27 protein-coding genes are annotated in these 26,411 nt (G+C 61.4%); 17 read left to right on the top strand and 10 right to left on the bottom strand.

Annotation, left to right across the window (positions count from 1 at the left end; genetic code table 11):
* Positions 1-18: 18 nt before the first annotated feature.
* From EEQ99_RS07415 to EEQ99_RS07395, 5 genes are all read left to right on the top strand, one after another.
* Positions 19-915: a LysR family transcriptional regulator VtlR gene (locus tag EEQ99_RS07415; protein WP_003581089.1), complete on the top strand. Its 897-nt coding sequence runs from the start codon at positions 19-21 to the stop codon at positions 913-915.
* A gap of 553 nt (positions 916-1,468) precedes the next feature.
* Positions 1,469-1,762, top strand: coding sequence for an ArsR/SmtB family transcription factor (locus EEQ99_RS07410; protein ID WP_028758410.1), 294 nt, complete (start codon positions 1,469-1,471; stop codon positions 1,760-1,762).
* Position 1,763: 1 nt separating this feature from the next.
* The gene (locus tag EEQ99_RS07405) at positions 1,764-2,930 is read left to right on the top strand and encodes an MFS transporter (RefSeq protein ID WP_127430190.1); all 1,167 of its coding nucleotides are present in this window, start codon (positions 1,764-1,766) and stop codon (positions 2,928-2,930) included.
* Between the two features lie 25 nt (positions 2,931-2,955).
* The gene (locus EEQ99_RS07400) at positions 2,956-4,080 is read left to right on the top strand and encodes an alkene reductase (RefSeq protein ID WP_127430189.1); all 1,125 of its coding nucleotides are present in this window, start codon (positions 2,956-2,958) and stop codon (positions 4,078-4,080) included.
* A gap of 77 nt (positions 4,081-4,157) precedes the next feature.
* The gene (locus EEQ99_RS07395) at positions 4,158-4,958 is read left to right on the top strand and encodes an aminoglycoside phosphotransferase family protein (protein ID WP_127430188.1); all 801 of its coding nucleotides are present in this window, start codon (positions 4,158-4,160) and stop codon (positions 4,956-4,958) included.
* Here EEQ99_RS07395 and EEQ99_RS07390 read toward each other — a convergent pair.
* Complete coding sequence (locus EEQ99_RS07390; protein ID WP_127430187.1) at positions 4,955-5,977, bottom strand: NAD(P)H-binding protein; 1,023 nt, start codon at positions 5,975-5,977, stop codon at positions 4,955-4,957. The genes EEQ99_RS07395 and EEQ99_RS07390 overlap by 4 nt on opposite strands.
* A 93-nt stretch (positions 5,978-6,070) precedes the next feature.
* On the opposite strand from EEQ99_RS07390, the gene EEQ99_RS07385 reads away from it, so the two are divergent.
* Positions 6,071-6,970 (top strand): LysR family transcriptional regulator, encoded by a 900-nt coding sequence (locus tag EEQ99_RS07385; RefSeq protein ID WP_063474547.1) that lies wholly within the window; start codon positions 6,071-6,073, stop codon positions 6,968-6,970.
* A 104-nt stretch (positions 6,971-7,074) separates the two neighbouring features.
* Positions 7,075-7,590 carry a GrpB family protein gene (locus tag EEQ99_RS07380; protein WP_028758404.1) on the top strand — a complete coding sequence of 172 codons (516 nt, stop codon included), beginning with the start codon at positions 7,075-7,077 and terminating at the stop codon, positions 7,588-7,590.
* Between the two features lie 2 nt (positions 7,591-7,592).
* Here EEQ99_RS07380 and EEQ99_RS07375 read toward each other — a convergent pair whose 3' ends face one another.
* Positions 7,593-7,874 (bottom strand): DUF2188 domain-containing protein, encoded by a 282-nt coding sequence (locus tag EEQ99_RS07375; protein ID WP_028758403.1) that lies wholly within the window; start codon positions 7,872-7,874, stop codon positions 7,593-7,595.
* A gap of 231 nt (positions 7,875-8,105) precedes the next feature.
* Here EEQ99_RS07375 and EEQ99_RS07370 point away from each other — a divergent pair, with 231 nt between their 5' ends.
* A complete protein-coding gene (locus tag EEQ99_RS07370) occupies positions 8,106-9,203 on the top strand; it encodes a calcium:cation antiporter (RefSeq protein ID WP_127430186.1) in 1,098 nt (365 codons plus the stop codon).
* 60 nt (positions 9,204-9,263) lie between these two features.
* Here the strand turns inward: EEQ99_RS07370 and EEQ99_RS07365 are convergent, their stop codons facing one another.
* The 3 genes from EEQ99_RS07365 to EEQ99_RS07355 all read right to left on the bottom strand — a co-directional run bounded on the left by EEQ99_RS07365 (position 9,264) and on the right by EEQ99_RS07355 (position 12,554).
* The gene (locus EEQ99_RS07365) at positions 9,264-10,130 is read right to left on the bottom strand and encodes a 3-deoxy-manno-octulosonate cytidylyltransferase (RefSeq protein WP_127430185.1); all 867 of its coding nucleotides are present in this window, start codon (positions 10,128-10,130) and stop codon (positions 9,264-9,266) included.
* A 47-nt stretch (positions 10,131-10,177) separates the two neighbouring features.
* Complete coding sequence (locus EEQ99_RS07360; RefSeq protein ID WP_127430184.1) at positions 10,178-11,083, bottom strand: glycosyltransferase family 8 protein; 906 nt, start codon at positions 11,081-11,083, stop codon at positions 10,178-10,180.
* Positions 11,084-11,351: 268 nt separating this feature from the next.
* The gene (locus tag EEQ99_RS07355) at positions 11,352-12,554 is read right to left on the bottom strand and encodes a pyridoxal phosphate-dependent aminotransferase (RefSeq protein ID WP_028758400.1); all 1,203 of its coding nucleotides are present in this window, start codon (positions 12,552-12,554) and stop codon (positions 11,352-11,354) included.
* Between the two features lie 384 nt (positions 12,555-12,938).
* Here EEQ99_RS07355 and EEQ99_RS07350 point away from each other — a divergent pair, with 384 nt between their 5' ends.
* The 3 genes from EEQ99_RS07350 to EEQ99_RS07340 all read left to right on the top strand — a co-directional run bounded on the left by EEQ99_RS07350 (position 12,939) and on the right by EEQ99_RS07340 (position 17,293).
* Complete coding sequence (locus EEQ99_RS07350) at positions 12,939-15,326, top strand: marine proteobacterial sortase target protein (protein WP_047611151.1); 2,388 nt, start codon at positions 12,939-12,941, stop codon at positions 15,324-15,326.
* Entirely contained in the window at positions 15,316-16,089 is a 774-nt protein-coding gene (locus EEQ99_RS07345) for a class GN sortase (protein WP_063474544.1), read from the top strand. Before EEQ99_RS07350 ends, EEQ99_RS07345 begins: the two co-directional genes overlap by 11 nt.
* A gap of 61 nt (positions 16,090-16,150) precedes the next feature.
* Positions 16,151-17,293, top strand: coding sequence for a PQQ-dependent sugar dehydrogenase (locus tag EEQ99_RS07340; protein ID WP_063474543.1), 1,143 nt, complete (start codon positions 16,151-16,153; stop codon positions 17,291-17,293).
* A gap of 4 nt (positions 17,294-17,297) precedes the next feature.
* Here EEQ99_RS07340 and EEQ99_RS07335 read toward each other — a convergent pair whose 3' ends face one another.
* The gene (locus tag EEQ99_RS07335) at positions 17,298-17,765 is read right to left on the bottom strand and encodes a hypothetical protein (RefSeq protein WP_063474542.1); all 468 of its coding nucleotides are present in this window, start codon (positions 17,763-17,765) and stop codon (positions 17,298-17,300) included.
* Between the two features lie 101 nt (positions 17,766-17,866).
* Between EEQ99_RS07335 and EEQ99_RS07330 the strand changes: the two genes are divergently transcribed.
* The 6 genes from EEQ99_RS07330 (at position 17,867) to EEQ99_RS07305 (ending at position 22,865) form a co-directional block, all read left to right on the top strand.
* Positions 17,867-18,757 carry a DMT family transporter gene (locus EEQ99_RS07330; RefSeq protein ID WP_063474695.1) on the top strand — a complete coding sequence of 297 codons (891 nt, stop codon included), beginning with the start codon at positions 17,867-17,869 and terminating at the stop codon, positions 18,755-18,757.
* Positions 18,758-19,243: 486 nt separating this feature from the next.
* A complete protein-coding gene (locus EEQ99_RS07325; protein WP_003561293.1) occupies positions 19,244-19,459 on the top strand; it encodes a cold-shock protein in 216 nt (71 codons plus the stop codon).
* A gap of 139 nt (positions 19,460-19,598) precedes the next feature.
* Positions 19,599-20,048 carry a BA14K family protein gene (locus EEQ99_RS07320; RefSeq protein WP_174824439.1) on the top strand — a complete coding sequence of 150 codons (450 nt, stop codon included), beginning with the start codon at positions 19,599-19,601 and terminating at the stop codon, positions 20,046-20,048.
* 244 nt (positions 20,049-20,292) lie between these two features.
* The gene (locus tag EEQ99_RS07315; protein ID WP_047611186.1) at positions 20,293-21,261 is read left to right on the top strand and encodes an aliphatic sulfonate ABC transporter substrate-binding protein; all 969 of its coding nucleotides are present in this window, start codon (positions 20,293-20,295) and stop codon (positions 21,259-21,261) included.
* A 19-nt stretch (positions 21,262-21,280) separates the two neighbouring features.
* Positions 21,281-22,123 (top strand): ABC transporter permease, encoded by an 843-nt coding sequence (locus tag EEQ99_RS07310; protein WP_047611189.1) that lies wholly within the window; start codon positions 21,281-21,283, stop codon positions 22,121-22,123.
* A 4-nt stretch (positions 22,124-22,127) separates the two neighbouring features.
* A complete protein-coding gene (locus tag EEQ99_RS07305; RefSeq protein ID WP_047611192.1) occupies positions 22,128-22,865 on the top strand; it encodes an ABC transporter ATP-binding protein in 738 nt (245 codons plus the stop codon).
* A gap of 24 nt (positions 22,866-22,889) precedes the next feature.
* Here the strand turns inward: EEQ99_RS07305 and EEQ99_RS07300 are convergent, their stop codons facing one another.
* The 4 genes from EEQ99_RS07300 to EEQ99_RS07280 form a co-directional block, all read right to left on the bottom strand.
* The gene (locus tag EEQ99_RS07300; protein WP_063474541.1) at positions 22,890-24,266 is read right to left on the bottom strand and encodes an ATP-binding protein; all 1,377 of its coding nucleotides are present in this window, start codon (positions 24,264-24,266) and stop codon (positions 22,890-22,892) included.
* A gap of 24 nt (positions 24,267-24,290) precedes the next feature.
* Positions 24,291-24,992, bottom strand: coding sequence for a response regulator (locus EEQ99_RS07295; RefSeq protein WP_018073989.1), 702 nt, complete (start codon positions 24,990-24,992; stop codon positions 24,291-24,293).
* On the bottom strand, positions 24,993-25,484 hold the full coding sequence (locus tag EEQ99_RS07290; protein WP_047611199.1) for a MarR family winged helix-turn-helix transcriptional regulator: 492 nt from the start codon (positions 25,482-25,484) through the stop codon (positions 24,993-24,995).
* A gap of 621 nt (positions 25,485-26,105) precedes the next feature.
* A complete protein-coding gene (locus tag EEQ99_RS07280; protein WP_047611201.1) occupies positions 26,106-26,375 on the bottom strand; it encodes a hypothetical protein in 270 nt (89 codons plus the stop codon).
* Positions 26,376-26,411 lie beyond the last annotated feature (36 nt).

Below are 26,411 nucleotides of genomic sequence, written 5' to 3'. Positions count from 1 at the left end.
GGCATGAGGGGTGGGGGAATGCCATTGGATTGGGACAAGCTGCGTATTTTCCACGCAGCTGCCGAGGCGGGTTCGTTCACGCATGCGGCGGATAAACTGCATCTGTCCCAATCCGCCATCAGCCGCCAGGTAAGCGCGCTGGAGCAGGATGTCGGCACCAAGCTGTTTCACCGCCATGCGCGCGGCCTGATTCTGACGGAGCAGGGCGAACTGCTTTATCGCACCGCCCACGACGTGCTGCTGAAGCTCGAAACCGTGAAGATGCAGCTCACCGAGACGACCGAGACGCCGTCCGGCAAGCTGCGCGTCACGACGACGGTCGGTCTCGGCCAGGGCTGGCTGACCGACAAGATCCAGGAATTCCTGCAGCTCTATCCCGATGTGCAGATCCAGCTGATCCTCGACAACGAGGAAGTGGATGTGAACATGCGCCATGCCGACTGCGCGATTCGCCTGCGCCAGCCGCAGCAATCCGACCTCATCCAGCGCAAGCTCTTCACCGTGCACATGCACGTCTATGCGGCTCCGTCCTATATCAACCGCCATGGCGAGCCGCAGAAGATCGAGGATCTCGACAATCACCGCATCATCACCTTCGGCGAGCCGGCGCCGAGCTACCTGCTCGACGTCAACTGGCTGGAGGTCGCTGGCCGCTCGTCCGACAACAAGCGCATCCCGCATCTGCAGATCAACAGCCAGACCTCGATCAAGCGAGCCGCCCTGCTCGGCATCGGCGTCGCCTGCCTGCCGGATTACATCGTCGGTCGCGACCCCGGCCTGATTCAGCTGGCGATCAATGCCGACGTCCCCTCCTTCGATACGTATTTCTGCTATCCCGATGAAATCAAGAACGCCGCCAAGCTGAAGGCCTTCCGCGATTTCATCGTCAGCAAGGCTAGAAACTGGAACTTTTAAGCCCGATTTTGTCGACGTTTTGCATACTATGCAGAAGGCGCATGACTGGCATGCACAAATGAGGGTTGCCGTTTGCCCATTAAACCACCATATCGCACATAGCTGATGCACATGGTGGCTTTTCCTCCCAGTTCCACCGCATTAGCTGTTCCCCTCTGGAGGTTTTTGACCTTCACACTTATAAGGGCCCTGGTTTTCCAGTGGCCCTCTTTTTTTGCCTTGCTTGCCCAGGGAAATGCCGCACCGCAAAAAAATTGTGCCGCGCATAGCAGACATGCACAAAAAAGCATTGAAACCTGCTCAAGGAAGCACCATATCCATCTCAGCTGATGCATCTTGTGGTTTCTCTCCCAGTACCACCGCATTAGCTGTTCCCCTCTGGAGGTTTTTGACCTTCACAATTACAAGGGCCCTGGTTTTCCGGTGGCCCTCTTTTTTTGCCCAAAAATTGCGCACCCACTAAAAGCCGCCACCTCACGCCTCCGTGATTTGCATATCGAGTTCCGACGATCAATATATCGGTCAAACACGATTTATAGTTCGGCGAACGACGATGGACAAAGACGAGATTATCAAGGCACTCGCTCATCCCGCCCGGATGGACATTCTGAACTGGCTGAAAAACCCCGAACAACATTTCCCCTCGCAGGAGCACCCTTTCGAAATGGGTGTCTGCGCCAGTCAGTTCGAGCGCTGCGGCCTGTCGCAGTCGACGGTCTCGGCTCATCTCGGGACGCTGCATCGCGCCGGCCTCGTCACCACCAAACGCGTCGGCCAGTGGATCTTCTACAAGCGAAACGAAGAAACGATCGCCGCTTTTCTCAAGCAACTGACGCAGGACCTTTAGAATGCCCCTCGCCCTCCTCGTTCTCGCCTTGAGCTCGTTTGCGATAGGCACCACCGAATTCGTCATCATGGGTTTGCTGCCTGAGGTCGCCGCCGATCTGTCGGTGACGATCCCGCAGGCCGGATGGCTGGTAACCGGTTATGCGCTGGCGGTCGCGATCGGCGCACCCGTGATGGCCGTTTCGACTGCGAAGCTGAAGCGCCGCACCGCCCTGATTGCGCTGATGGCCTTCTTCATCGCCGGCAACCTGCTGTGCGCTCTGGCGAGCGGCTACTGGGTGCTGATGATCGCCCGCATCGTGACCGCGCTTTGCCACGGCGCCTTCTTCGGCATCGGCTCGGTCGTCGCCGCCGGACTGGTCGCCGAAGACCGCAAGGCTCGCGCCGTCGCGCTGATGTTCACCGGCCTGACGCTTGCCAATGTTCTCGGCGTGCCGCTCGGCACCGCGATCGGCCAGGCCTATGGCTGGCGCGCCACCTTCGGTGTCGTCACCGTCATCGGCATCGTCACTATATCAGGCCTGATCGCCATTTTGCCGAGGGACAAGCAGCAGGAAAACAGCAGCATCCTGCGCGAGATCGCGGCACTCCGGAATGGCGGCCTGTGGCTGGCGCTCTCCACCACCGTCTTCTTCGCCGCCTCGATGTTCGCCCTCTTCACCTATATCGCGCCGCTGCTGCGCGACGTCACCGGCGTGTCGCCCGAAGGCGTCACCTGGACGCTGTTCCTGATCGGCCTCGGGCTGACCGTCGGCAACCTCGTCGGCGGCAAGCTTGCCGACTGGCGGCTCGGCGCGACGCTTGCCGGCGTCTTTGCCGCGATCGCCATCACCTCGATCGCCTTCAGCTATACGAGCCGCTTCTTCATCCCGGCCGAAATCACCCTCTTCCTTTGGGCACTGGCAAGCTTTGCCGCCGTGCCGGCGCTTCAGGTCGGCGTCGTCGGCTTCGGCAAGGACGCCCCGAATCTTGTTTCGACGATCAACATCGGCGCCTTCAACACCGGCAATGCGCTCGGCGCCTGGGTCGGCGGCCTGGTCATCGACGCGGGCTTCGATCTCACCCGCGTTCCACTCGCCGCAGCCTTGATGGCCCTAATCGGCCTCGGCGCGACGGTGCTCACCTATCTCTCCGCCAGGGGCCGAGCCGCCCTCGCTCCTGCCGAGTGATCCTCCCGCAAAAGAAAGGACCATCATGGCCAAGCTTTTCGAACCCACGAAAGTCGGCGACATCCCCGTCAAGAACCGCATCGTCATGGCGCCGCTGACCCGCAACCGCTCGCCGGGCGCAATCCCCAACGACCTCAACGTCGAATATTACCGCCAGCGCGCCAGCGCCGGCCTGATCATCACCGAAGCGACAGCCATCACACATCAAGGCCAGGGTTATGCCAATGTGCCGGGTCTCTATACCAAGGAGGCTCTCGACGGCTGGAAGCGCGTCACCGACGCGGTCCATGCTGCTGGCGGCAAGATCGTCGTGCAGATGTGGCATGTCGGACGCATCTCGCACACGACGCTGCAGCCGAACGACGGCAAGCCGGTTTCCTCGACCAACCGCGTCGCCAAGGCCAAGACCTATCTGGTCAATGCCGACGGCACCGGCAGCTTCGCCGACACCTCCGAGCCGCGCGCGCTTGAAACCGCCGAAATTCCCGGCATTATCGAGGATTACCGCAAGGCCGCCCGGGCCGCGATCGATGCCGGCTTCGATGGTGTCGAGATCCACGGCGCCAACGGCTACCTGCTCGACCAGTTCATCCGCGACGGCGTCAACGACCGTAGCGATGCATATGGCGGCTCGATCGAAAACCGTGCCCGCCTGACCTTCGAAGTCGTCGATGCCGTGGTCAAGGAAATCGGCGCCGGCCGCACCGCGATCCGTATCTCGCCGGTGACGCCGTCCGGCGAAAGCTACGATTCCAATCCGCAGGCGACCTTTACACACATCGTCGAAGGCCTGGCCAAATACGACCTCGCCTATCTCCATGTCATCGAAGGCCAGACCGGCGGCGACCGTGACTACAAGCAGGGCGATAATCCCTCCTTCGACTATAAGGCGCTGCGCCAGGCCTATGAAAAGGTCGGCGGCAAGGCCAATTGGATGGTCAATAACGGCTATGACCGCGATCTGGCGATCGACGCCGCCGAAAGCGGCCGCGCCGATCTCGTCGCCTTCGGCAAGCCCTTCATCGCCAATCCCGATCTCGTCGAACGGCTGGCAAAGAACCTGCCGCTCAATACGCCCGATCAAGCGACGTTCTACGGCGGCACCGGCAAGGGCTATATCGACTATCCTATCCTCGAAAAGGTCGCCTGAGCCTTTGCAATGCGAACCGCGAAATCCCGCCGAAAGGCGGGATTTCCATTTTCGATGCATCTTTGTAGCGTGTCGCCATGTTCGATTCTTATCTCCATCGCTGGTCGCTCATACAAGACGGCGAGCCGATCATCACCCATTCGAGCCTGTTGCTGCCGGTCCTCTGGCAGGATGGGCCCGCCATGTTGAAAGTGGCTGCCGATATCGACGAGCGATATGGCGCACTGCTGATGCAATGGTGGGATGGTGACGGCGCAGCCTATGTCTTCGCCCGTGAGGACGACGCCGTGCTGCTGGAAAGGGCGATGGGGAAACGCTCGCTGCTTGCCATGGCGATGAATGGTGAGGACGACGAGGCAAGCCGCATTCTCTGTCAGACAGCGGCACGGCTGCATGCGCCGCGCGAAAAACCGCTTCCCGATCCCGTGCCCCTCACCCGCTGGTTCCGCGATCTGGAGCCGGCAGCAGCCAAGCATGGCGGCACGCTTGCCGATTGTTCGGCGATCGCCAACGCCCTCCTTGCCGATCCGCGTGACGTCGCCATCCTTCACGGCGACATCCACCACGGCAATATCCTCGATTTCGAGTCGCGCGGCTGGCTGGCGATCGATCCGAAGCGGCTCCACGGCGAACGCGGCTTCGATTTCGCCAACATCTTCGCCAATGAGGAATTGCCAACGATCACCGATCCGGCTCGCTTCCGCCGCCAGCTCGCAGTCGTCTCAGCAGCGGCTGGGCTCGAGCCGAAACGGCTGCTGCAATGGATATCTGCCTATTCCGGCCTTTCCGCCGCCTGGTTCCTCGGCGATCCGAACATCGAGCAGGCAGAAAAAGCCCTGACGGTCGCCCGGATTGCGCTGGCCGAACTTCGGACCTAACGCATCTTTTCAGGCGAATGCCCGATAAAGGCGGTCGTCATGTCGCGATGCGGTTCAGGCAGGCAGCCAAGCGCCGCGAGCGAAGCCCTGACGGCCTCGTCGATCGGCGTCTGCGGCTCCCTTCCGAGCTCGGCCGTGAGCCTGGTGTTCCGCATCCGCGCCGGCACCTTCCAGAGATAACGCATCTCCTTGATCTCCCGCATCACAGGAACGAAGGGTGCTGCCAGCGGCACGATCCACCAGGGAAAGCCGGCGATCTTCGCCTTGCCGCCGGCGACGCGCTTGATCGCTTCGGCCATCTGCATGCCGTCCGCATCCCAGAAGCCCTCCATATGATAGACGGCGAAAGGCGGCAGCCGATCGGCCCGCTCGACGAGCTGGGCGATGGTTTCCGCCATGTCGGGCAGATAGGCCCATTGATGGCCGATGCCGCGCCGTGCGGGATTCCTGATCGTGCCGACCGGCTTACCGGGGGTTACGAGGCCAGACGAAAACCAGCTGTTACCAGTCGTGCCCGGACCGAAGAAATCCCCCGCCCTGACGATGATGACGCCGGCACCGGACTGCGAGGCGGCCTTCAGCCGCTTCTCCATGTCGACGCGGATCGCCCCTTTCTTCGTCACCGGATGCTGCGGGCTTTCCTCCGTCGGCGCCGGCAAGGCATCGGGGCCGAAATTATAGACGTTGCCCGGCAGCACAATGCGCGCGCCGACGGCGCGGGCGGCGGCGATTGTATTGTCGAGCATCGGCAGCACCAGCTTTTCCCAGTCGCGGTAGCCGGGCGGATTGACGGCGTGGACGATCAGGCCGACGCCTTCAGCCGCCCTCAGCACGTCACCGGCATTCATCGCATCGCCCTGCAGCCATTCGAAAGCCGGCTCGCGCCTCGACGCCTTGGCTGCATCACGGTTGAGCGCCCGGATGCGCCAGCCGCGCCCAAGCAGCTTGCGGGCAACCGCGCCGCCGATACCGCCGGTCGCGCCGAGGACGAGGGCCGTCATCTGCATTTCGCTGTTCATGACACTCATCTCCTTCGGTTGGATGAGAGGATCATGCCATCAGCAAGACATAAACAAAATTGACGAAATAGTGCATCTGCTATACAAAAATATATGAGCGTTGAACCAAGCTGGGATTTCTACCGCAGTTTCCTGACCGTGCTCCAGCAGGGATCGCTTTCAGCCGCCGCCCGAGAACTGGGGCTGACCCAGCCGACCATAGGCCGCCATGTCGATGCACTGGAACTGGCGATCGGCGCCGAACTCTTCACCCGCTCGCCGAATGGATTGCTGCCGACCGACGCCGCACTGGCGCTCAAGCCCTATGCCGAAACACTGGCGGCAACCGCTGCCGCCCTGTTGCGCACCGCATCCGGTGAGCGCGAACGCGTGGCTGGAACGGTCAGGGTCAGCGCCAGCGAAGTCATCGCGGTCGAGGTGCTGCCTGGGATTCTCGGACCGCTGCAGGAGACCTATCCCGACCTCCAGATCGAGCTCTCGGCTTCCGATATCATCGAGGACCTGGTGAACCGCGAGGCCGACATCGCCGTGCGCATGGCCGAGCCGCAGCAGGATGCGCTCCTCGTGCGCCGCATCGGCGATATCCCGCTCGGCTTTCACGCCCATCGCCGCTATCTCAGCCGATACGGCATTCCGCAAACCTTGGCTGACCTCGCAAACCACCGGCTGATCGGCTTCGACCGGCAGACGGCCTATGTACGCATGGTGATGAAACGCTATGCGGTGCCCGGCATCGAATTCTCCTACAGGACCGACAGCAACCTTGCCCAGCTTTCCGCAATCCGCGCCGGCGTCGGCATTGGCATCTGCCAGACCGGGCTTGCGCGGGAAAATCCTGACCTGGTGCACATCCTGCCCGATGCCTTCAAAATCCCGCTCGGTACGTGGGTGGCGATGCATGCGAGCCTGAAGACCTCGCCGCGCTGCCGCGCCACGTTCGACGCCCTGGTCAACGGTCTGCAGGACTATTACCGATATTCGACCAGCGCATAAGTGCGAAAATCGGAATCGATTTTCGGAAAGAATCATGCGCAAATTTCAAAGCAATAGGCTCCTTGGCACGTCCTGTCGGACGGGCGCTCCGGCGGGAAGGGAAAATGACGACGCACAACCCGGTTGAACTCGTGCCCCACGATCCGCAATGGCCCCAAGCCTTCCGGCGCATCCGCGACAGGTTGCTGGGCTTGCTGCCGCAGGCGCTCTCCATCGATCACATCGGCAGCACGTCCATACCCGGCATGACCGCCAAGCCGCTTATCGATATCGACATCATCCTTCCCGGCCTCGGGCATATCGAAGGCGCCACCCGCGTGCTTCTGGCAGAAGGCTACGAGCCGCGCGGCAACCGCTATGACGACGATGTCTGGGCGTTTTTGTCGAGAGGTTCAGTGCCGGCGGAGCGCGTCTATCTTTGCCCGCCCGGCAACAGCACCCATCGAAACAGGCTGGCTTTCCGGGATTATCTCATCGCGCATCCGCAAGCGGCGGCGGAGTATGCCGCGCTCAAACGCAGGCTGGCAGCCGAATTCAGGATGGACGGCGATCGCTATACCGCGCATAAGCGTGAATTCGTCGACGCGATCGTCGCGCGGGCATTGACGGGCAATCGGTAACTTCAAATGCCTGGCGAGGCCCCGGCCGCGTGACCTTTCCAGAGACCATCCACCACCTCGGTTTCCGGCCGGTCGCCGCCTTCGGCATATTCCTCATGCCACTTGCCGTTCTCGTCCTGCCAGCTGATCTCGGCGGAATCGCCGCCGACCTGCTGTTCGGCCGCGACGATGCGCGCAGCTTCGAGTGCCTCGGCATGGGTCGGAAATGCCTCGGAATAGACACCTCCCAGCCTGTAGGCCCAGCCGCCGTCATGCGGCACGACTTCGTAGACCACCTTGATCATGCATCCGTCTCCTCATCTTCTTGTTGCGCATTCGCACGCTTCCGGACAGGATCCGGATCATCGCGGCCGCTTGACGAGAATTCGAGGACGCCGCGATCTGCTTTCCGGCCCCGATGACGTTCAGTATTCCATTAAACGCCGAAGACTGCAAACGGGACTGGCCCCGGGCCTGCTTGATAGGCGAAATCAGTGACTTAGATAAAACGCATGAATCGGGACAGGAGCTCAGGCTTGGGGATCGCGTCACGCTTTAAAGAAGAAAAGTTTCTGGTCGTCGCACTTGTCGTTGCAGTGATCGCCTATCTCATGGAACACGCGGTGATCGAGATGGGGCGCGGCGTCGCGCTGATCGCAGCCGTCGCCCTGGTCGGCACCATTGTGCTCGCCTCTATCCGCGTCGCCCATCATGCCGAACTGCTCGCCGTCAAAGTCGGCGATCCCTACGGCACGATGATCCTGACCCTTTCGGCCGTCGCCGTCGAAGTCATCATCCTCGCCATCATGATGAGTGGCGAGAGTTCGCCGACGCTGGTGCGCGACACGATCTATTCCGCCCTAATGCTCGATATCAACGGCATTCTTGGCCTCGCCGCGCTGCTCGGCGGCCTCAAGCACGGCGAACAGCCCTATAACGATAACTCCGGCAAGACCTACGGCGTGATGATCCTCACCGCCATGGGCATCTCGATGATCGTGCCGGAATTCGTGCCCCGCGACAAATGGCACTATTATTCGGCCTTCACCATCGTCGCGATGATCGCGCTCTACGGCCTCTTCCTGCGCATGCAGGTCGGCCAGCACAGCTATTTCTTCAGCTATAGCTATCCGCGCTCCGAGCGGAAGAAAGAAAGTCCGGACGAGCACGCCCCCGACGAGTCGGCCGCGATCTCGATCGCCACCCTTCTCGTCGGCGTGGTCATCATCGGCCTGCTGGCGGAGTTCATGTCGGCCTTCATGGCCGAGGGGCTGCGCGACAGCGGCGCGCCGATCGCGGTGACCGCCGTCGTCGTCGCGGCGATTTCGGCCGCCCCCGAGATCCTGACGGCATTGAGGGCAGCCCTCAGGAACCGCATGCAGGCGACGGTCAACATCGCCATGGGCGCTTCACTGTCGACGGTGATCCTGACGGTACCCGTCATGGAGGCGATCGCGCTCTACACCGGCCAGCCCTTCATCATGGCCATGACCCCGGTGCAGACGGTAATGGTGACGATCACGCTGATTGCCGCGGCGATCAACCTCAACGACGGCGAGACCAACGCCATCGAGGGCATGACGCATTTCATCCTCTTTGCCACCTTCATCATGCTGACGGCGCTGGGACTTTGACGGTGGCGGCTGACATCGCCTTCTTGGCAGTTCACCCTTGTTGGCAGGTCCCTGCGGCAGTCATTCCTTCGACTTTTCGAGGAAACGCTGCTTGCGGGTTTTCGGCTTGAAGCGCCGGAAGAAACCCTCAATGGCGCGGATCGATTTGGTGACGGACATCAGCCGGTCGATCTGGCCGTTCGCATTGTGGAGCCGTTCCGACAGAACTTCGGCCGCCGTCATCGCAATCTCGATCGGCGGCACCTGCGGAAACCGTTTGGCCAGCGCCGAATAGGGGCTGGCATCGACGCCGCCCATCATCGAGATCGCGCCCATCCTGGCAAAGAGACGCAGGAAGATCTGCTCGAACGTCCAGTCGTGCACGTCGAAGACCTTCCACTTCTCGCTTCTCTTTGCCGAAAAACCGGCAAGCAGGATCTTGCCCGGCAGTTGCAGGTCGGCCAGCCAAAGCGCCATCGCAAAGCCGCTCGTCGCGATCTTGCCTGTCGGATAGAGATCGCCGAGCATTTGCGTCAGATCGAGATGGCGGGTTCTGGCGCCTTTGAAGCCGCTCTCCTCACTGAAGTTTTCCTCCGGGGAGGCGCGAATATTGACGACACCCAAAAAATCGTTGCCGGCAAAGAAACGCAGAACATCCGCCGCCTCGCGCCGGTGGACGATATTGGCGCCCATCACGCCGCTGCGGGCAATCAGCACCGCATGGCCGGTGAAGGCTTCGTCGAGCACCTTATAGACATTGTTGAAGAAGACGTAGAGCGTCGTCTCCGGCAATTCGCTTCGCAACCGCTCGAAATCGACTGCTTCGCTGTTTGCCACCAGCACGACGTGGGAATAAGGTGACAACAGTGCCTTCCACGCCTCCGGCGTCAGGAAGTTGAAGCCGCCATCCGCGGCGGCCCTCTGCGTGTCACTGGGGATTGCTTCCATATCGGCTCACATGCACTTTCCAAGGACGATGCGCACTGCCCGCCTTACTAGCTGTTGCTGAAATAGGCGCGCGTCCGTGCCAGCCGCGTCAGCCCGCCGATACGCTTTCCCACATGCGAAATGAAACCCGCGACCCGGCCCATCATCGACGGCTGCCTGCAGAACGAGGCCCACGGCGTATTGCTGAGATCCTCGATATAACGCTTGGCCATCCGGCGGTGCACCCAGGGTACGGTGGCCTGCCACGGTTTTTTCCGGCCGGTAAAATGAATGATCGCCGGCCGGCCGACAAAGGGCAGAAGGCCGGTCTGCGTATTCCAGCGCGGATCGAGCACCAGCCAGTCGCCGTCGAAGGTGACGTTCAGCGCATCCTGATCGTTATTCTCGAAAAGATGCGACCGCTCCTCGAAGATCTCCCGTGTCCTGGCAAAAAGCTCCCTCTCCCGGCAGGCCACCCAGTCGAACAGCAGCACACCGGCATTGAAATAGCGGCCACCCTCGTGCATGCCGATCTTCCGCTGCCGTGCGCCGGCCTTCTCGGGAAAGGCCATGACATAGTCGTCGACGGCGGCAAGCGCCTTGCCTTGAAAATCCCTGCTGAAGAGTTCGTCAACTGGCGCAACTGCCAGCACATCGGCGTCGAGGTAAAGCAGACGCTCGATATGAGCGGGTATGTGGAGATCCATGTAGAGCCGCGCCAGCGTCGCACCCGACCAGCGGCCCCGCGCCTGCTTTGCCGTATCCGGCGTATTGTAGGGCAGCACAGTGATCGCCATGCCGTGCATCCGCGCGAAATTTCCGACCTCGGCGCTTTCATTCGGCGTAAGGTCGATGCCGAGAAGCAGGAACTCCACGGCAGAACCGCCGAGATTGCGCTTGACGGAAAGCAGGGTGCAGCAGGCGGCCGGCAGCATGTTGACATCCGAACAGACGATCACCGCACTCTGCTGCAAAATCCCGGCCTCCCGAAGCGGCAACGTAAACTTGATGCCGGATATCTAGTTGGTTTGATGCCAACCCGCAACCGCCGATCACCCGCCGAGCCGTCACCCTGCGTCACGTTTTGAATCGGAATTCAACGACTTGCGAGGCAAAGTTGAATCAACTCTGCAGCATGTTGAATCGGAACGTGAACGACAATCACAGCGCCAGCCCAACCTCGCCACAAAGAAAAAGGCCCGCCGTCCCGGCGGGCCTTTGATCGATGCTATGCCGATCGGCTTACTTGCAGGCGCCGCAGAAGCGCTGGATACGGCGGCAGGCTTCCTCGAGCTGTGCTTCCGAAGTTGCATAGGAGATGCGGAAGTTCGGGCCGAGACCGAAGGCCGAACCGTGAACGACGGCAACGCCTTCCGATTCCAGCAATTCGGAAACGAAATCCTCGTCCGTCTCGATGACCTTGCCCGACGGAGCCGTCTTGCCGATCAGGCCCTTGCAGGAGGGATAGACGTAGAAGGCGCCTTCCGGCACCGGGCAGACAATGCCCTTGGCCTGGTTCAGCATGGAAACGACGAGATCGCGACGGCCTTCGAAGATCTTCTTGTTCTCCGGGATGAAGTCCTGCGTGCCGTTCAACGCTTCGACAGCAGCCCACTGGGCGATCGATGTCGCACCCGAGGTCTGCTGGCCCTGGATCATGTCCATGGCCTTGATGAGCTGCAGCGGGCCTGCCGCGTAGCCGATACGCCAGCCGGTCATTGCATAGGCCTTGGAGACGCCGTTCATCGTCAGCGTCCGGTCGTAGAGCTTCGGCTCGACTTCGACAGGCGTGACGAACTTGAAGTCGCCATAGGTCAGGTGCTCGTACATGTCGTCGGTCAGCACCCAGACATGCGGATGTTTCATCAGCACATCCGTCAACGCCTTCAACTCGTCATGCGTATAGGCCGCACCCGTCGGGTTGGACGGCGAGTTGAAGATGAACCACTTTGTCTTCTCGGTGATCGCCTTTTCGAGATCGGCCGGCTGGAGCTTGAAATTATGCTCCTGGGTGGCCGAAACGAAAACCGGCGTGCCGCCGCACAGCGCCACCATCTCGGGATAGGAAACCCAGTAAGGCGCCGGGATGACGACTTCGTCGCCGGGGTTCATCGTTGCCATGAAAGCGTTGAAAAGGATCTGCTTGCCGCCGGTGCCGACGATCGTCTGCTCCGCTGTATAGTCCAGGCCGTTCTCGCGCTTGAACTTGGCGGCAATTGCCTTGCGCAGCTCAGGAATGCCGGAAACCGGCGTGTACTTCGTCTCGCCGCGGTTGATCGCGTCGATGGCGGCCTTCTTGATATTGTCGGGCGTATCGAAATCCGGTTCACCCGCACCGAGGCCAATGACGTCACGTCCTTTTGCTTTCAGCTCGCGCGCTTTCTGGGAGACGGCGATGGTGGCTGAAGGCTTCACACGGGAAAGAGCATCGGCAAGGAAGGCCATGATAACGGTCCTATTGGTTGAAACGGGCAGAAAGCCGGGACCGGAGTTCTGCGGTTAGCTCTATGTCCAATGTATGACGGCATTTCAAGCGGAAAGGCGTCATGGCGGCATGATTCTTATTGATCATTTCGCCGCGCCGCCCGCCCGGCCTGTCCACGCCTTCGGACTGGCCGGCGTCACGAGGTTGAATCGTGCTGCGCGGATCTTGAATCAAACTCTGAAGTCATCCGGATTTATACCCTGAAATCAGTGGCATCGCCGGATTCGACCATCGCCACGAATAAGCCGCAACAAATGCCGAGCCACGCCGCAATTCGGTCGTGAGCGCGCCGAGATCGAAGCCGCATCATCCGGCATCCGAAATTGGTTATTGAGGGTATGCCAATGTTTCTGGAAGATGAGTTTGCCATAGGGCGCATTCGCGCCCGCCGAATTTCCGTTTCAGTCCTTGTTGCCGTCACCGCTCTTGCCGCCTGCATAGCGGCGATGCTGGGGTTTGCCTCCACAGTCCGCGCCGAGCAGGCGCCGCAGGCATCCAACCAACTGGCGGCGCTTGTCCGGCCGAATGACGTCAACAGCGGCTCGCTGCTCTTTCCGTCGAAGGAGCCGGGCTTTTATGTCGAAGCGCCGCGGCTGAAGACCGATGTCGCCATCGACGTCTCCGGCCCGATCGCCAGGGTGAAGGTGACGCAGCGCTTTCAGAATCCAAGCCAGGGTTGGGTAGAAGGCACCTACGTCTTCCCGCTGCCGGACAATTCCGCCGTTGACGCCCTGAAAATGCAGATCGGCGAACGCTTCATCGAAGGCCAGATCAAGCCTCGCCAGGAAGCCCGTGAAATCTACGAGCAGGCCAAGGCCGAGGGCAAGAAGACGGCGCTGCTCGAACAACAGCGGCCGAACATTTTCACCAACCAGGTCGCCAATATCGGTCCCGGCGAAACCGTCGTCGTCCAGATCGAATATCAGCAGACGGTCCACCAGTCGGGCGGCGAGTTCTCGCTGCGTTTTCCGATGGTCGTCGCCCCGCGCTACAATCCGGCGCCGATCGTCCAGACCGTCGAGTTCAATAACGGCGCCGGTTTCGCCACACCACGCGACCCGGTGGAAAACCGCGACAAGATCGAAGCCCCCGTACTTGATCCGCGTGAGAACGCCAGGATCAATCCGGTTTCGCTGACCGTCGACCTCAAGGCAGGCTTCCCGCTTGGCGACGTCAAATCGTCCTTCCACGCGGTCGATATCAGGCAGGATGGCGACCAGGCGAGGACGATCGGCCTGAAGGCGGACACCGTTCCCGCCGACAAGGATTTCGAGCTCACCTGGAAGGCCGCCCCCGGCAAGATGCCGAGTGCCGGCCTCTTCCGGGAAGTCATGAACGGCAAGACCTATCTGCTCGCCTTCGTCACCCCGCCCACGGCTCCGGATGCGGCAGCGCCGCCGGCAAAACGCGAGGTAGTCTTCGTCATCGACAATTCCGGCTCCATGTCCGGTCCGTCGATCGAGCAGGCAAGGCAGAGCCTGGCGCTTGCCATTTCCAAGCTGAACCCCGACGACCGTTTCAACGTCATCCGTTTCGACGATACGATGACGGATTACTTCAAGGGTCTCGTTGCTGCCACCCCGGACAATCGCGAAAAGGCCATTGCCTATGTCAGGGGCCTGACAGCCGACGGCGGCACGGAAATGCTGCCCGCCCTGGAGGCTGCATTGCGCAACCAGGGACCGGTCGCAAGCGGAGCGTTGCGCCAGGTCGTGTTCCTGACGGATGGCGCAATCGGCAACGAGCAACAGCTCTTCCAGGAAATCACTGCAAACCGCGGCGATGCCCGCGTCTTCACCGTCGGTATCGGCTCGGCGCCGAATACCTATTTCATGACCAAGGCCGCCGAAGTCGGCCGTGGCACCTTCACGGCGATCGGCTCGACCGATCAGGTGGCAAGCCGCATGGCCGAGCTTTTCGCCAAGCTGCAGAACCCAGCCATGACCGATATCGCCGCGACCTTTGAAGGCATAAAAGCCGAGGATATCACGCCGAACCCGATGCCGGACCTTTACAGTGGCGAACCCGTCGTGCTGACCGCCGAACTGCCTGAGGACAAACCCGCCGGCAAGCTGCAGATCTTCGGCAAGACAGGCGAGCAGCCCTGGCGCGTCGACATGGATATCGCCAATGCCGCCGACGGCAAAGGCATTTCCAAGCTCTGGGCCCGCCGCAAGATCGACGATTTCGAAGCCCGTGCCTATGAACGTCAGGATCGGGCCGCGCTCGACAAGGATATCGAGACGGTCGCTCTCGCCCACCATCTCGTCTCCCGCCTCACCAGCCTCGTTGCCGTCGACGTTACCCCGTCACGCCCGGCCGACCAGCCGCTCGGCTCAACCAAGCTGCCGCTCAATCTGCCTGAAGGTTGGGACTTCGATAAGGTCTTCGGCGAAAACCCTGTCCCTCCTGCCGGCGGAGAACGCCATGGCTCGGCGACGCCGGCAGGAAACGCCGGACCGGAACAGGCGGCAGCCGAAACACAGGATCTCGCCGCATCGCCCGGGATCGCAAACATGATGGCAGCAGCCCCGACCGCCAAGGCCGCCACCATGATCGCGCAGAAGAGCTCGACCGTGAACCTGCCGCAGACGGCAACGCGCGCCGACGAGCAGATCATCCGCGGGCTTACCATGCTGCTCCTGGCGCTGACGGCGGCAAGCGGGCTGGCCATCTGGCGCCGGCGCATCAAACGGGTGATCGCGGTCGGGGCCAAGCGTTATGGTCTCTAGGCTCTCCGCAAGCCACAACGAGGAAGCGGCCGAATTCGAGCCGCTTCCGACCTATCTGGAACTCGCCATGGCGGCCGCCACGGCCTATGACAGGCCGAAGGCGCGCCCGAGCAAGGGCTTTTTCCTCTGGCGTCTTTCCTCGATCGAAAAGGCAATCGCCTTCGCCATTGCCGGTCTTGCCCTCTATGGCCTGGCGCTGATCGGCGACGGCTTCCTGCTGAAAGCGAAGGCGGAGCTCTCCCAGATCCTGCTGAAACGCGCTTTCGCCGCGGAGCTGCAGGGGAAAGAGACAAAGCCCTGGCCCTGGGCGGATTTCACCACCGAGGCCAAGGTGCGCGCCCCGCGCCTCGGCAAGGAGGCGATCGTGCTTTCCGGCGCCTCCGGCGAGGCTCTCGCCTTCGGTCCGGCCTGGCTCGTCAACACCCCACAGCCGGGCGAGGAAGGCACCTCCGTGATCGCAGCCCATCGCGACACGCACTTCCGCTGGCTGCAATATATAAAGCCCGGCGATACGATCGAAGTCACGCGCCGCGACGGCAAACTATTGACCTTCAAGGCGGGCGAAGGCCGCATCGCTCCGTGGGATGCAAACGGCATCGATCCCTCCTCCGACGGCCGCCGTCTCGTGCTGACCACCTGCTGGCCCTTCGACGCGACGGAGCGCGGGCCCTTGCGCTACATCCTCGAGGCGGAACTGGTCGACCCTCAGGCGACCGGCTCGGTTCAACCGCCAAACACAAAGCCGTTATATCAGGTCGAATGAGGGTTGAAGCTGTTTCCTGTCCGCTCCACGTTCAGCCTGGAGAGACGACAGGGAAAACACGATGAAGAGAATATCCGCCCTCCATTTGGCCGCAGCGCTGGTCCTGTTCGGGGCTATATCCGCGGATGCGGCTGATACCATCAAAGCGCAGGATCTTACAGTGCGAGTCGACAAGCTCGCCGACGGTCTCGAACATCCCTGGGCGGTCGAGGTGTTGCCCGACGGCGCCTATCTCGTCACCGAGCGGCCGGGCCGCATGCGCATCATCCGAGAGGGCAAGGTCTCCGACCCGATCGGCGGCGTGCCGAAAGTCAGCGCCCGTGGCCAGGGCGGCCTGATGGACGTGGCGCTCGCCCCGGACTTTGCGACGAGCCGAAAACTCTATTTCACCGCCGCCATCGCCAACAGGCAGGGCTCCGGCACCGAAGCCTTCAGCGCCACACTTTCGGCCGATGAAAAGACCCTGGACGCAGTAAAGCCGGTTTTCACCATGCGGCGCTTCACATCAGGCAATATCCAGTACGGCTCGCGTATCGCGATATCCGGCGACGGCTCGCTGTTCATCAGCGTCGGCGACCGCGGCGACCGCGACCGCTCGCAGGACTGGCAGGACGATGCCGGCTCGATCATCCATATCAATGCCGACGGCAGCATCCCCGCCGACAATCCGTTCAAGGACGGCGGCAAGGCGCTGCCGGAAATCTGGTCGAAAGGCCACCGCAACCCGCAGGGCATCACCTTCGACGCCAGGGATGGCAAGCTCTATACCGTCGAACACGGCGCCCGCGGCGGCGACGAGATCAACCAGCCCCAGGCCGGCAAGAATTACGGCTGGCCGATCATCACCTATGGACGCGACTATTCCGGCGCCGAGATCGGCGAAGGCACAGCCAAGGAAGGGCTGGAACAGCCGCTGCATTATTGGGATCCTTCGATCGCACCCGGCGCGCTCGTCGTCTATCGCGGCGCCATGTTTCCGGAATGGGACGGCAATTTCATCGTCGCAGCGCTGAAGTTCCAGTTGCTGTCGCGCATGCAACGTGACGACAACGGCGCCTTCGTCGCCGAAGAGCGCCTGTTCGAGGGCGAATACGGCCGCATCCGCGACGTCGTCGTCGCACCCGACGGAGCGCTGCTGATGGTGACGGACGAGGACGACGGCGCGCTGCTCAGGGTCTCCAGGGCGCAAGCCCGCAACGGCTGAGAGATCACAACGGGCCGCGCAGTTCCTTGCGGATGACGAATTTCAGCCCGGACCAGATCTCGTCGACGGCGCAGACCTTGACGTCGACCAGGCCCGTCGGGAGCAGAACCTCCCGCAACACGTCCTCGGTGATGTCGGTCGGCACGCGTGAACTCTTCTTCGGCCAGGAGATCCAGACCATGCCGCTCGGCATCAGGACAGAAAAAAGCGTGGGCGCAACAGCCTCCAGCGCCGCCCGTTCTGTTGTAAACAAATGCACATAGTCGAAGGCGCGCTGAGGCGTCTCGGGAAGCGCGCGGACGACCGAAGCAAAACCGTCGAAACCATGGATCTCGCCGATCGTCTCGGGAACACCGAGAAGAGCCGCGGCCTGCCCATCAGCCAGGCCGAGCTTCCGGGCAAGCGGCGTGCCGGAATAGCCTGCCGTCTTAGCCGCTGCGGTGTCGCCGGCTGGCCGTTCTTCACGTCGCATGCCTTCACCTCCGTTCACACCGCCCAAAGTCTTCACCCTTGCCGGAAGGAAACGCAACTGCTAACCGCTTGACCACACCTCCCTTCCCCATCGAGGACGACATGACGCGCGTTCAGGCGAACCTCCTCCTGTTGCTTGCAGCCGCCATCTGGGGCGGCGGCTTCGTCGCGCAGTCGACGGCGATGAAGGCGATCGGTCCCTTCTGGTTCATCTGCCTGCGTTTTGCCGTCGCCACGCTGGCGGTGCTGCCTTTCGTCCTTTTTGAGGCGCGCAAGGCCAAAGAGAAGACCAGCGCGCGCCATGCGAAGCTCTACATCCTGACCGGCCTTGCCCTTTTCGGCGGTGCAGCCACGCAGCAGGTCGGACTGCAGACGACGACGGTGACGAATTCCAGCTTCATCACCGGCCTCTATGTCGTCTTTGTGCCGCTGATTGCCGTGTTCTTCCTGCGCCGCGCCCCGCATTGGATCATCTGGCCCGGCGCGCTGCTGGCGATCACCGGCATCTACCTCCTGTCCGGTGGCCATCTTTCGGCGCTGACGCCGGGCGATCTGCTGACCGTCGTCTGCGCCGTCTTCTGGGCGATCCAGATCACCCTCGCCGGCACGACCGTTTCGGCGACCGGAAGGCCGCTCGCGCTCTCCGCCGTGCAATTCGCCGTAACCGCGACCTGTGCGCTGGCCGTTGCCGCAGCCGTCGAACCTGTCAGCCTTGCGGCGATTTGGGCGGCGGCGCCGGAGATCCTTTACGTCGGAATTTTCTCCTCTGGCCTGGCTTTCGTCCTGCAGGTGATAGCCCAGCGCTATACGACGCCCTCGCAGGCCGCGATCTTCCTTTCTTCCGAAGCGATCTTCGGCGCATCGCTCGGAGCCCTGCTGCTCGGCGAAACGATGCCGGCGACAGGTTATGCAGGTTGCGCGCTCATGTTGATCGCTATGCTTGTAGTCGAACTCGTCCCTGGATTCGCCCGACGGCGGCTGCCAGCCACGTGAACACGCGTCCAAATATGGGTGAGTCCCACAGCGGAAAAAAATTTACTGGGGGCGGAAAGACGCGTTCACGTTGCATTTTTGGGAAAATCTGCTCGGAACTTATATTGCAGACGATATAAAACGTTAATCATTCCCTATCGGCGAAGGAAATTTTGCGTTTTTGCGCAAATTGTTTATCGGCAGGGGTGTGCCAGGAACGACACGCTAAAAAACTTTTGCTTGCCAAAATCCTTTAAACGCAGCACTCTCAGCGCGTTCGGGCATTTTGCGAGCATGGGAAGTCCTTAAGTATTTGCGCGCCGGGAACGCTAATATTCCGGTCAGCCGGTTCCAAAAATGGCGGGCGAAAGTCCTGCCTGGAACAGGCCGAGGTAGAGGGGACCTTTTTCTCACATTTCAAGAATTGCCTGCCAACACCTCCCGCAAGGAGGCAATGCTATGATGCTGCCCGTGTGGATGGCGGGCAGAGAGAAAAGGACCTGACGCATGGCAGAGACTGGCACTGTAAAATTCTTCAATACCGACAAAGGCTTCGGCTTCATCAAGCCGGACCGGGGCGGCGCCGATATCTTCGTTCACATTTCTGCCGTTCAGGCCTCCGGGCTGGCCGGTCTGACGGAAAACCAGAAGGTAAGCTTCGACACGGAGCCGGATCGCCGCGGCAAGGGCCCGAAGGCCGTCAATCTGCAGATTGCGGGCTGAACCCTTAACGGCTGTCAAATTCGAGTTGAAGCCCGGCAGCAATGCCGGGTTTTGTCGTTCAGCCTTCGTTCAGCTACAAATCGATAGGACTGTCACCATCGAGAAAGGAACCGGCGTTCGGTTCCCTGGATTGGGATTTATGCTTATGAACAGGCTCGCCAAGACTCTTCTGCTGACGGCAACGGCTGCCGCGCTCACTCTCTCCGCCATTGGCGAAGCATCGGCACGCGACCGCCACTGGCGCCATCATGACGGCAACGACGCGCTCGTCGGCGGTGCCGTCGGCCTCGCAACCGGCCTGATCGTCGGTTCGGCCATCGCCAACGCCAATAACGGCCCGGTCTACGAAGAGCGCCGCTACATCGACCCGGCCTACGAGCCGGATTATTATGAGCCCGCTCCGGTCTATCGCGCCCCGCGCCGAGTCTATGCCGAGCAGCCGCAATATTACGAGCCGGTCCGCACGGCGGTGGAACCCTGGTCGCCGCAATGGGAGCGTTACTGCTCTTACCGCTACCGCTCTTTCGATCCGCGCAGCGGCACCTATATCGGCAATGACGGCCGCAGCCATTTCTGCACTGCCGGCTGATTTCGCCATCATCCCTGATGCCAAGCGCCGCTCTTCAGCGGCGCTTTCTTTTTGTCGATCCCTCAACTGGTCCTCTACCGCGTCCGCTTTCTCGACATTGCCCACCCCGCACCATATCCACGTGGCCGGGGAAAAATATTTCTACAAATTCCATAGAAATAGAAGCTATAGGTTTCTCGCCCGTCACCAGTGCTCGTAGGCTATCTCGACCTATCGATGGCAATGGTAAGGAGAGGAATAAGTTATGGGCGTGTTTCGTTCGGCGATGATCGGTGTCGCGGTTGCTTTGGGGCTGGGCCTGTCATCGGCTGGCGCGGCCGATCTTTCAGAAATCAGGATCGACTGGGCGACCTATAATCCCGTCAGTGTTCTTCTGAAGAAGGAAGGCCTGCTGGAAAAGGAATTCGCCAAGGACAATATCAGCATTCGCTGGGTACAATCCGCCGGCTCGAACAAGGCGCTGGAATTCCTGAACGCCGGATCGATCGATTTCGGCTCGACAGCGGGTGCGGCAGCACTGATCGCGCGGGTCAACGGCAATCCGATCAAATCCATTTATGTTTATTCGCGCCCCGAATGGACGGCTCTGGTCACCCGCGCCGATAGTCCGATATCCACCGTCGAGGATCTGAAGGGCAAGACGATCGCGGTGACGCGCGGCACCGATCCGCATGTCTTTCTCGTCCGTGCCTTGGCGGATGCCGGCCTGAAACAATCGGACGTGAAGCTGGTGCTGCTACAGCATGCCGACGGCAAGCTTGCGCTTCTGCGTGGCGATGTCGATGCATGGGCAGGCCTCGATCCGCTGATGGCGGCCGCCGAAGTGGACGACAAGGCGAAGCTCTTCTATCGCAAGCCGGAAAACAACAGCTGGGGCGTGCTCAATACGACCGAGACATTTGCCGCCGAACATCCCGACATCATCAAGCGCGTCGTCGCCGTCTATGAGCAGGCACGGGCCGAGGCGCTGGCCGATCCTGCAGCGCTCAAGGCAGCGCTGGTGGAGGCGGCAAAACTGCCGGACAATGTCATCGCCAAGCAGCTGGAGCGGACGGACCTCTCGCAACCGACGATCGGCGACCTGCAGCGCGACACGATCTCGAAAGCGGGTATCGCCTTGCAAAGCGCCGGCGTCCTGCCCGCCGACGTCGACATTGCCAAAGTCACGAACGAACTGATCGACGACCGTTTTGCCGTGGGGAAAACCCAGTGACAGAGCATCGATCATCGCTATGACGGACTTGGCCGAAACCGGTATCAAGACGGAAACAAGGACGCCGCGCCCGGTCGCGGCTTCGATCTTTTATGGCGTGAGCAACCGGATGGCGGTGGCCGTTCTGCTGCCTGCGCTCGGCCTCTTGTTCTGGGAGATTGCGGTCGCGGCCGGCTGGTTCTCAGGCCGTCTCATGCCGCCACCATCCAGGGTCGCAGCGACGCTATGGGCGCTCTTGAGGTCCGGCGAATTGCTCGACCATATCGGCATCACCACCGTCCGGGTATTCTTCGGATTTGCGATCGGCGCCGCCACGGCCACGATCGCCGGCGCCATAACGGGATATTTCGGTCTCGCCCGCCGACTGATCGATCCGTCGCTTCAGGCGCTCCGCTCCATCCCGTCGATCGCCTGGGTGCCGCTCTTCATTCTCTGGTTCGGGATCTTCGAGACATCGAAAGTGGCGCTGATCGCCGTCGGGGTGTTTTTTCCGATCTATCTCGGCATCTCCGGCGCGATCCTGTCGGTTGATCGCAAGATTGTCGAGGTCGGCCGCATCTTCCGGCTTTCCGGTTTCGCACTGGTGCGGCGGGTCATGCTGCCTGCGGTCTTTCCAGCCTATGTGACTGCCTTGCGATCCGGCCTCGGCCTCGGTTGGATGTTCGTCGTCGCAGCGGAATTCATGGGCGCTTCGGAGGGCCTCGGCTATCTCCTCGTTGATGGCCAGCAAATGGGCAAGCCGGACCAGATCATGGCTGCCATCATCACCTTCGCGGTCGTCGGCAAGTTGACGGACAGCCTGTTGCTTGCGGCGACGGCACCCTTCCTGACCTGGCAGGATAGTTACAGGCGGGAGGGATGAGCCGATGCTGACGCTGCGAAACTTGGAAAAAACCTATGCGAATGGGGTGCGCGCACTGGAGGGCTTTTCGCTCGGGCTGGCTCCGGGAGAAATCGTCGCCGTCATCGGCGGATCCGGTTGCGGCAAGAGCACGTTGCTGCGATTGATCAGCGGTCTCGACATTCCCACGCAGGGAACGGTCGAGCTGAATGGCGAACAGGTCACCAAGCCGCATCCGCTGATCAATCTCATCTTTCAGGAGCCACGCCTCTTCCCCTGGCTGAGTGTCGCAAACAATGTCGGCTTCGGCCTCGCCGAGCTCGAAGGTGATGACCGCCGGCAACGGGTGGAGGCCGCATTGGAAAAGGTCGGCCTGGGGAAATTGGGCGGACGCTGGCCGAAGGAGTTGTCCGGCGGCCAGGCCCAGAGAGTGGCAATCGCTCGCGCACTGATTACCCGACCGGAAGTGCTGCTGCTGGATGAGCCTTTCTCGGCCCTCGATGCTTTCACGCGCGCCGATCTGCAGGATCACCTGCTCGACATATGGGCCGAAACGCGCCCAACGCTCGTGCTGGTGACGCATGATATCGACGAGGCGCTCGTCCTTGCCGACCGGATTATCGTGATGCGACCGTGGCCGGGGCGCATTCTCGAGGAGATCCGCATCGATCTGCCGAGGAAGCGCGATCGGGCATCGGCCTCGTTCGAGACCGCGAAAAGACAGCTGCTCATGTCGCTTAACGTCTCGCTGCAGCCCAATTGATCCAGCTCATTTGATGCAGGCCTGTTAGGCTGGGATGCGGATCGTTGCCCTTAGTCCACCAAGCGGGCTGTCGCTCAGCGTGACGTTGCCACCATGGCTGCGGGCAATGTCGCGGGCAATCGCAAGCCCGAGCCCGGTCCCCGATGCGTCGAGATTGCGCGCCGTATCCAGCCGGAAGAATGGTTTGAACACGTCCTCACGATTCTTTTCGGGAATGCCCGGCCCGTCATCGTCGAAGATGACCGTCAGCCATTTGGCATTGTGCTTGGCCTCGATGTCGAGGCGGTCGGCATAACGGCGCGCGTTCGAGGCAAGGTTGGTCACGAGACGCATGAAGGCGTTCGGCCGGACCGATATGTCGTCATCGCCTTCGATCGAATAGCTGAATTTTTTGCCGTGCAGGGCGAAATCGGATTCCAGCTTCGCAAAGATCTCGCTGAGTTTCAGCTCGCCGACATCCTCTTCGACCTCGCCGCGGGCGAAGGCCATGTAGGCCTCCAGCATAGTCTGCATATCGTTGACGTCGTCATTCAGCCCGTGCAGGTCGGGATTGTCTCCGGCGAGCGCCAATTGCAGCTTGAAGCGGGTGAGGATGGTTCGCAGATCATGGCTGACGCCGGAGAGCATCGCGGTGCGCTGCTCGATCTGCCGCTCGATCCGCTCGCGCATCAGGATGAAGGCAAGGCCGGCGCGCCTGACCTCGTCGGCCCCGCGCGGATAGAAATTATCGGGTTTCTGCCCCTTGCCGAAGCTTTCGGCCGCTCGCGCCAGCATCAGGATCGGCCGGATCTGCCCGCGCAGGAAAAGGATCGAGATGCCGATCAGCACCAGCGACGTACCGACCATCCAGACGATGAAGATATGGGTGTTCGAGGCATAGGTCTGACTGCGCTTGGTCAGCACCCGCAAGATCTTGTTTTCCAGCTTGATGCGGATCTCGACGAGGTTCGAATTGCCGACCGTGTCGATCCAGAAAGGCCGGTGGATCTCGTCGGTGATCTCGTCGCTGAGGATGCCGTCGAGGATCGAGAAGAACGGCTTGACGCGCGGCGGCGGCAGGTCGCCATCCGGCTCGATCGAGATCTGCAGGCTGAGCTGGTCGCGGGCGATGCGGATGATCTCGCTGTAGTCCGAATTCTGCGGATAGGTCTCGATGATCTCGATGATCGCGGCAATGTCGCGGGTGACGGCAAGCGACAGCCGCTCGGTCACCATCTGCCAGTGGCGCTCCATGAAGACGGCCGCGACGACGGATTGCAGGAGCACCATCGGAATGATGATGATCAGCAGCGAGCGCGCGTAAAGTCCGGTCGGCAGCCGGCGGCGCAGCCAGCGGACGATCCAGCGCCAACCCTGCGCAGGAGTGCGGTCTTCCCGCCGCAAGCTGTCGATCGTCACCATCAGCGCCGGTCCCGAACCTTGAGTTTAGTCGATGCTCAGCCTGTATCCGATGCCGCGCACCGTCTGCAGCCAGACCGGATTGGCGGGATCGTCCTCGATCTTGCGCCGCAGCCGGTTGATCTGCACGTCGATCGTCCGCTCGCCGACTTCGGTGTCGTTGCCGATCAGTTCGTGGCGCGGGATCGTGTCGCCGGCGCGCCGTGCAAAGAGCAGCATGATCTCCTGCTCGCGGTCGGTGAGCCGGATCACCTCGCTGGCCTTCTTCAGCTCCTTGCGGGTCAGCGAGAAGGTGTAGGGGCCGAACATCACCTGTTCGATCTTCGGTCCCTCGCCGCCGGCATTTCGGCGCAAGATGTTGTTGATGCGCAGCACCAGTTCGCGTGGGTCGAAGGGCTTGGAAAGATAATCGTCGGCGCCTGCCTCGAGGCCTTCGATGCGATTGCCCGATTCCGCCAGCGCCGTCAGCATGATGATCGGTACGTTCTTGATGGCGCGAAGCCCCCGGGTGACGTCGATGCCGGATTCGCCGGGCATCATCACATCCATGATGATCAGGTCGAAATCGAGACCGGTGAGCTTGCGCTGCGCCTCGGCGCCATCGGCAGCGACGGTGACGCGGAAGCCGTTCTCGGCGAGATAACGATTGAGCAGCGCCCGGATGCGGGAGTCGTCATCGACCACCAGCAAATGCGCCGCATCGTCTGAAATACCTGTCTTGACCGCCATTCACTCCGCCCTCTGTCTGTCCCGCATCCCTCTGAGGAAAGCTTTTACGCCCTCCCGCACCTCCGCAGAAGCCCCTTCGAATGCCCGCTCAATGCGGCGCGATTGCGGCTCGGCAAGGGCAAGCGCCAGCTCTCGTCCCGATTTCGTCGGATAGAGCTTGCGCTGTCGCCGGTCTTCGGGGCCTGCGACCTGGCGAATATAGCCTGAATCGATCAGCTGTTTCAGCACCCTTGCGAGGCTCTGCTTGGTGATCTTCAGCGTATCGAGAAGATCGGCGACCGTCATGCCGGGATTGCGGTTGACGAAATGCACGACGCGGTGATGCGCCCGGCCGAAACCGCTCTTTTCTAGGATGGCGTCGGGATCGGAAACGAAGTCGCGATAGGCGAAGAAGAACAACTCGATGATCTCGAAATCTATAATATCGGTATCTTCCATCGGCGTGGCCAGCGGCTCTGGTTTGCCTGCTTTCGGGCCGGTCTGTCGTGACACTCGGCATTTCCTTTCTGTTTCCGCGCATAGGGAAACCTTCGCGAGGATATGTCAGCTTTATTGACATAAATTTGAATCGCGGCCAGCTTCCCCGAACTCTGCGGGAGCCCCGCACGGCCTCTCATGTCCCTGGCATTTCTGGAAACCAAGGCCGTCCGGCACACCGACGCAATACGCGAGTTCCCCTTCCGTCTGTGGATAAAACGTAATGGGGACAACAATCAACAGGCATGGCGCCCGCGGCGACCGTCGAGCTCCCGAAGCGCCAGGGGTTTAGGCATGCCTCGGTCCAATTGCCTGGCGCGAGACAGCAAGATGATGAACGTTTCGGCGCAGGCCAATCGCATCAACCGGAAGTTACCCCGGTTTCGGAAAGCGGTCCGTATCGCTTCACGCCGTCGATGATCTCCGAAGCGCTGACGAACGACTGTATGAAGGAGGTCTATCCGGCCGCAGTCGCCGCCGGATAAGAGCCTCACGCGATCGGTCCGGCCACTGCATAATTCCTCAAATCGGAACCGATTTAAGGATAAAATTACGCAGCCATTCAACGTGCTCCAGCAGCCTTTCCGCGTCCCAAAACAGGCGCGGCGCTGTCGGTAAACGTCTGCCGGGCCTTCTTTACCTGTGCGCCCGTGCCATGACCAGTCCGGCGAGCGTCGAGAGAATACCGCCGCCGATCAGGCCGCCGATGCCGTCGGCGAGCAGGCCGGTCATAGCCGCTTCCCCGCCGACCATGCTGAGCAGCATGCCGCCGCCGACGCCGCCGATCGCGCCTGCGATCGTACGAGCGACGACATTGATCGCGTGCTGCTTCAAAGCGGCGCTCGCGGCATTGCCGCCGATTGCACCGGCTATCAATTGTGTGATGAGCGGAAGTAGCGCTTCCATGATTTCCTCCTCTGGCGATCTCCCCGATCGCCGATC

Source organism: Rhizobium anhuiense, from assembly GCF_003985145.1.
In the GTDB taxonomy this organism is placed as follows: domain Bacteria; phylum Pseudomonadota; class Alphaproteobacteria; order Rhizobiales; family Rhizobiaceae; genus Rhizobium; species Rhizobium anhuiense.
This window is presented reverse-complemented; position numbering and strand designations above follow the sequence as displayed.

What these genes read in the sequence shown, in the direction of transcription:
- EEQ99_RS07350 (WP_047611151.1), top strand. Translation starts at nt 12,939, where the DNA reads ATGTTTCTGGAAGATGAGTTTGCCATAGGGCGCATTCGCGCCCGCCGA.
- EEQ99_RS07400 (WP_127430189.1), top strand. Translation starts at nt 2,956, where the DNA reads ATGGCCAAGCTTTTCGAACCCACGAAAGTCGGCGACATCCCCGTCAAG.
- EEQ99_RS07340 (WP_063474543.1), top strand. Translation starts at nt 16,151, where the DNA reads ATGAAGAGAATATCCGCCCTCCATTTGGCCGCAGCGCTGGTCCTGTTC.
- EEQ99_RS07415 (WP_003581089.1), top strand. Translation starts at nt 19, where the DNA reads ATGCCATTGGATTGGGACAAGCTGCGTATTTTCCACGCAGCTGCCGAG.
- EEQ99_RS07405 (WP_127430190.1), top strand. Translation starts at nt 1,764, where the DNA reads ATGCCCCTCGCCCTCCTCGTTCTCGCCTTGAGCTCGTTTGCGATAGGC.
- EEQ99_RS07315 (WP_047611186.1), top strand. Translation starts at nt 20,293, where the DNA reads ATGGGCGTGTTTCGTTCGGCGATGATCGGTGTCGCGGTTGCTTTGGGG.
- EEQ99_RS07410 (WP_028758410.1), top strand. Translation starts at nt 1,469, where the DNA reads ATGGACAAAGACGAGATTATCAAGGCACTCGCTCATCCCGCCCGGATG.
- EEQ99_RS07380 (WP_028758404.1), top strand. Translation starts at nt 7,075, where the DNA reads ATGACGACGCACAACCCGGTTGAACTCGTGCCCCACGATCCGCAATGG.
- EEQ99_RS07325 (WP_003561293.1), top strand. Translation starts at nt 19,244, where the DNA reads ATGGCAGAGACTGGCACTGTAAAATTCTTCAATACCGACAAAGGCTTC.
- EEQ99_RS07280 (WP_047611201.1), bottom strand. Translation starts at nt 26,375, where the DNA reads ATGGAAGCGCTACTTCCGCTCATCACACAATTGATAGCCGGTGCAATC.
- EEQ99_RS07395 (WP_127430188.1), top strand. Translation starts at nt 4,158, where the DNA reads ATGTTCGATTCTTATCTCCATCGCTGGTCGCTCATACAAGACGGCGAG.
- EEQ99_RS07305 (WP_047611192.1), top strand. Translation starts at nt 22,128, where the DNA reads ATGCTGACGCTGCGAAACTTGGAAAAAACCTATGCGAATGGGGTGCGC.
- EEQ99_RS07355 (WP_028758400.1), bottom strand. Translation starts at nt 12,554, where the DNA reads ATGGCCTTCCTTGCCGATGCTCTTTCCCGTGTGAAGCCTTCAGCCACC.
- EEQ99_RS07385 (WP_063474547.1), top strand. Translation starts at nt 6,071, where the DNA reads ATGAGCGTTGAACCAAGCTGGGATTTCTACCGCAGTTTCCTGACCGTG.
- EEQ99_RS07320 (WP_174824439.1), top strand. Translation starts at nt 19,599, where the DNA reads ATGCTTATGAACAGGCTCGCCAAGACTCTTCTGCTGACGGCAACGGCT.
- EEQ99_RS07310 (WP_047611189.1), top strand. Translation starts at nt 21,281, where the DNA reads ATGACGGACTTGGCCGAAACCGGTATCAAGACGGAAACAAGGACGCCG.
- EEQ99_RS07390 (WP_127430187.1), bottom strand. Translation starts at nt 5,977, where the DNA reads ATGAACAGCGAAATGCAGATGACGGCCCTCGTCCTCGGCGCGACCGGC.
- EEQ99_RS07335 (WP_063474542.1), bottom strand. Translation starts at nt 17,765, where the DNA reads ATGCGACGTGAAGAACGGCCAGCCGGCGACACCGCAGCGGCTAAGACG.
- EEQ99_RS07345 (WP_063474544.1), top strand. Translation starts at nt 15,316, where the DNA reads ATGGTCTCTAGGCTCTCCGCAAGCCACAACGAGGAAGCGGCCGAATTC.
- EEQ99_RS07330 (WP_063474695.1), top strand. Translation starts at nt 17,867, where the DNA reads ATGACGCGCGTTCAGGCGAACCTCCTCCTGTTGCTTGCAGCCGCCATC.
- EEQ99_RS07365 (WP_127430185.1), bottom strand. Translation starts at nt 10,130, where the DNA reads ATGGAAGCAATCCCCAGTGACACGCAGAGGGCCGCCGCGGATGGCGGC.
- EEQ99_RS07300 (WP_063474541.1), bottom strand. Translation starts at nt 24,266, where the DNA reads ATGGTGACGATCGACAGCTTGCGGCGGGAAGACCGCACTCCTGCGCAG.
- EEQ99_RS07375 (WP_028758403.1), bottom strand. Translation starts at nt 7,874, where the DNA reads ATGATCAAGGTGGTCTACGAAGTCGTGCCGCATGACGGCGGCTGGGCC.
- EEQ99_RS07295 (WP_018073989.1), bottom strand. Translation starts at nt 24,992, where the DNA reads ATGGCGGTCAAGACAGGTATTTCAGACGATGCGGCGCATTTGCTGGTG.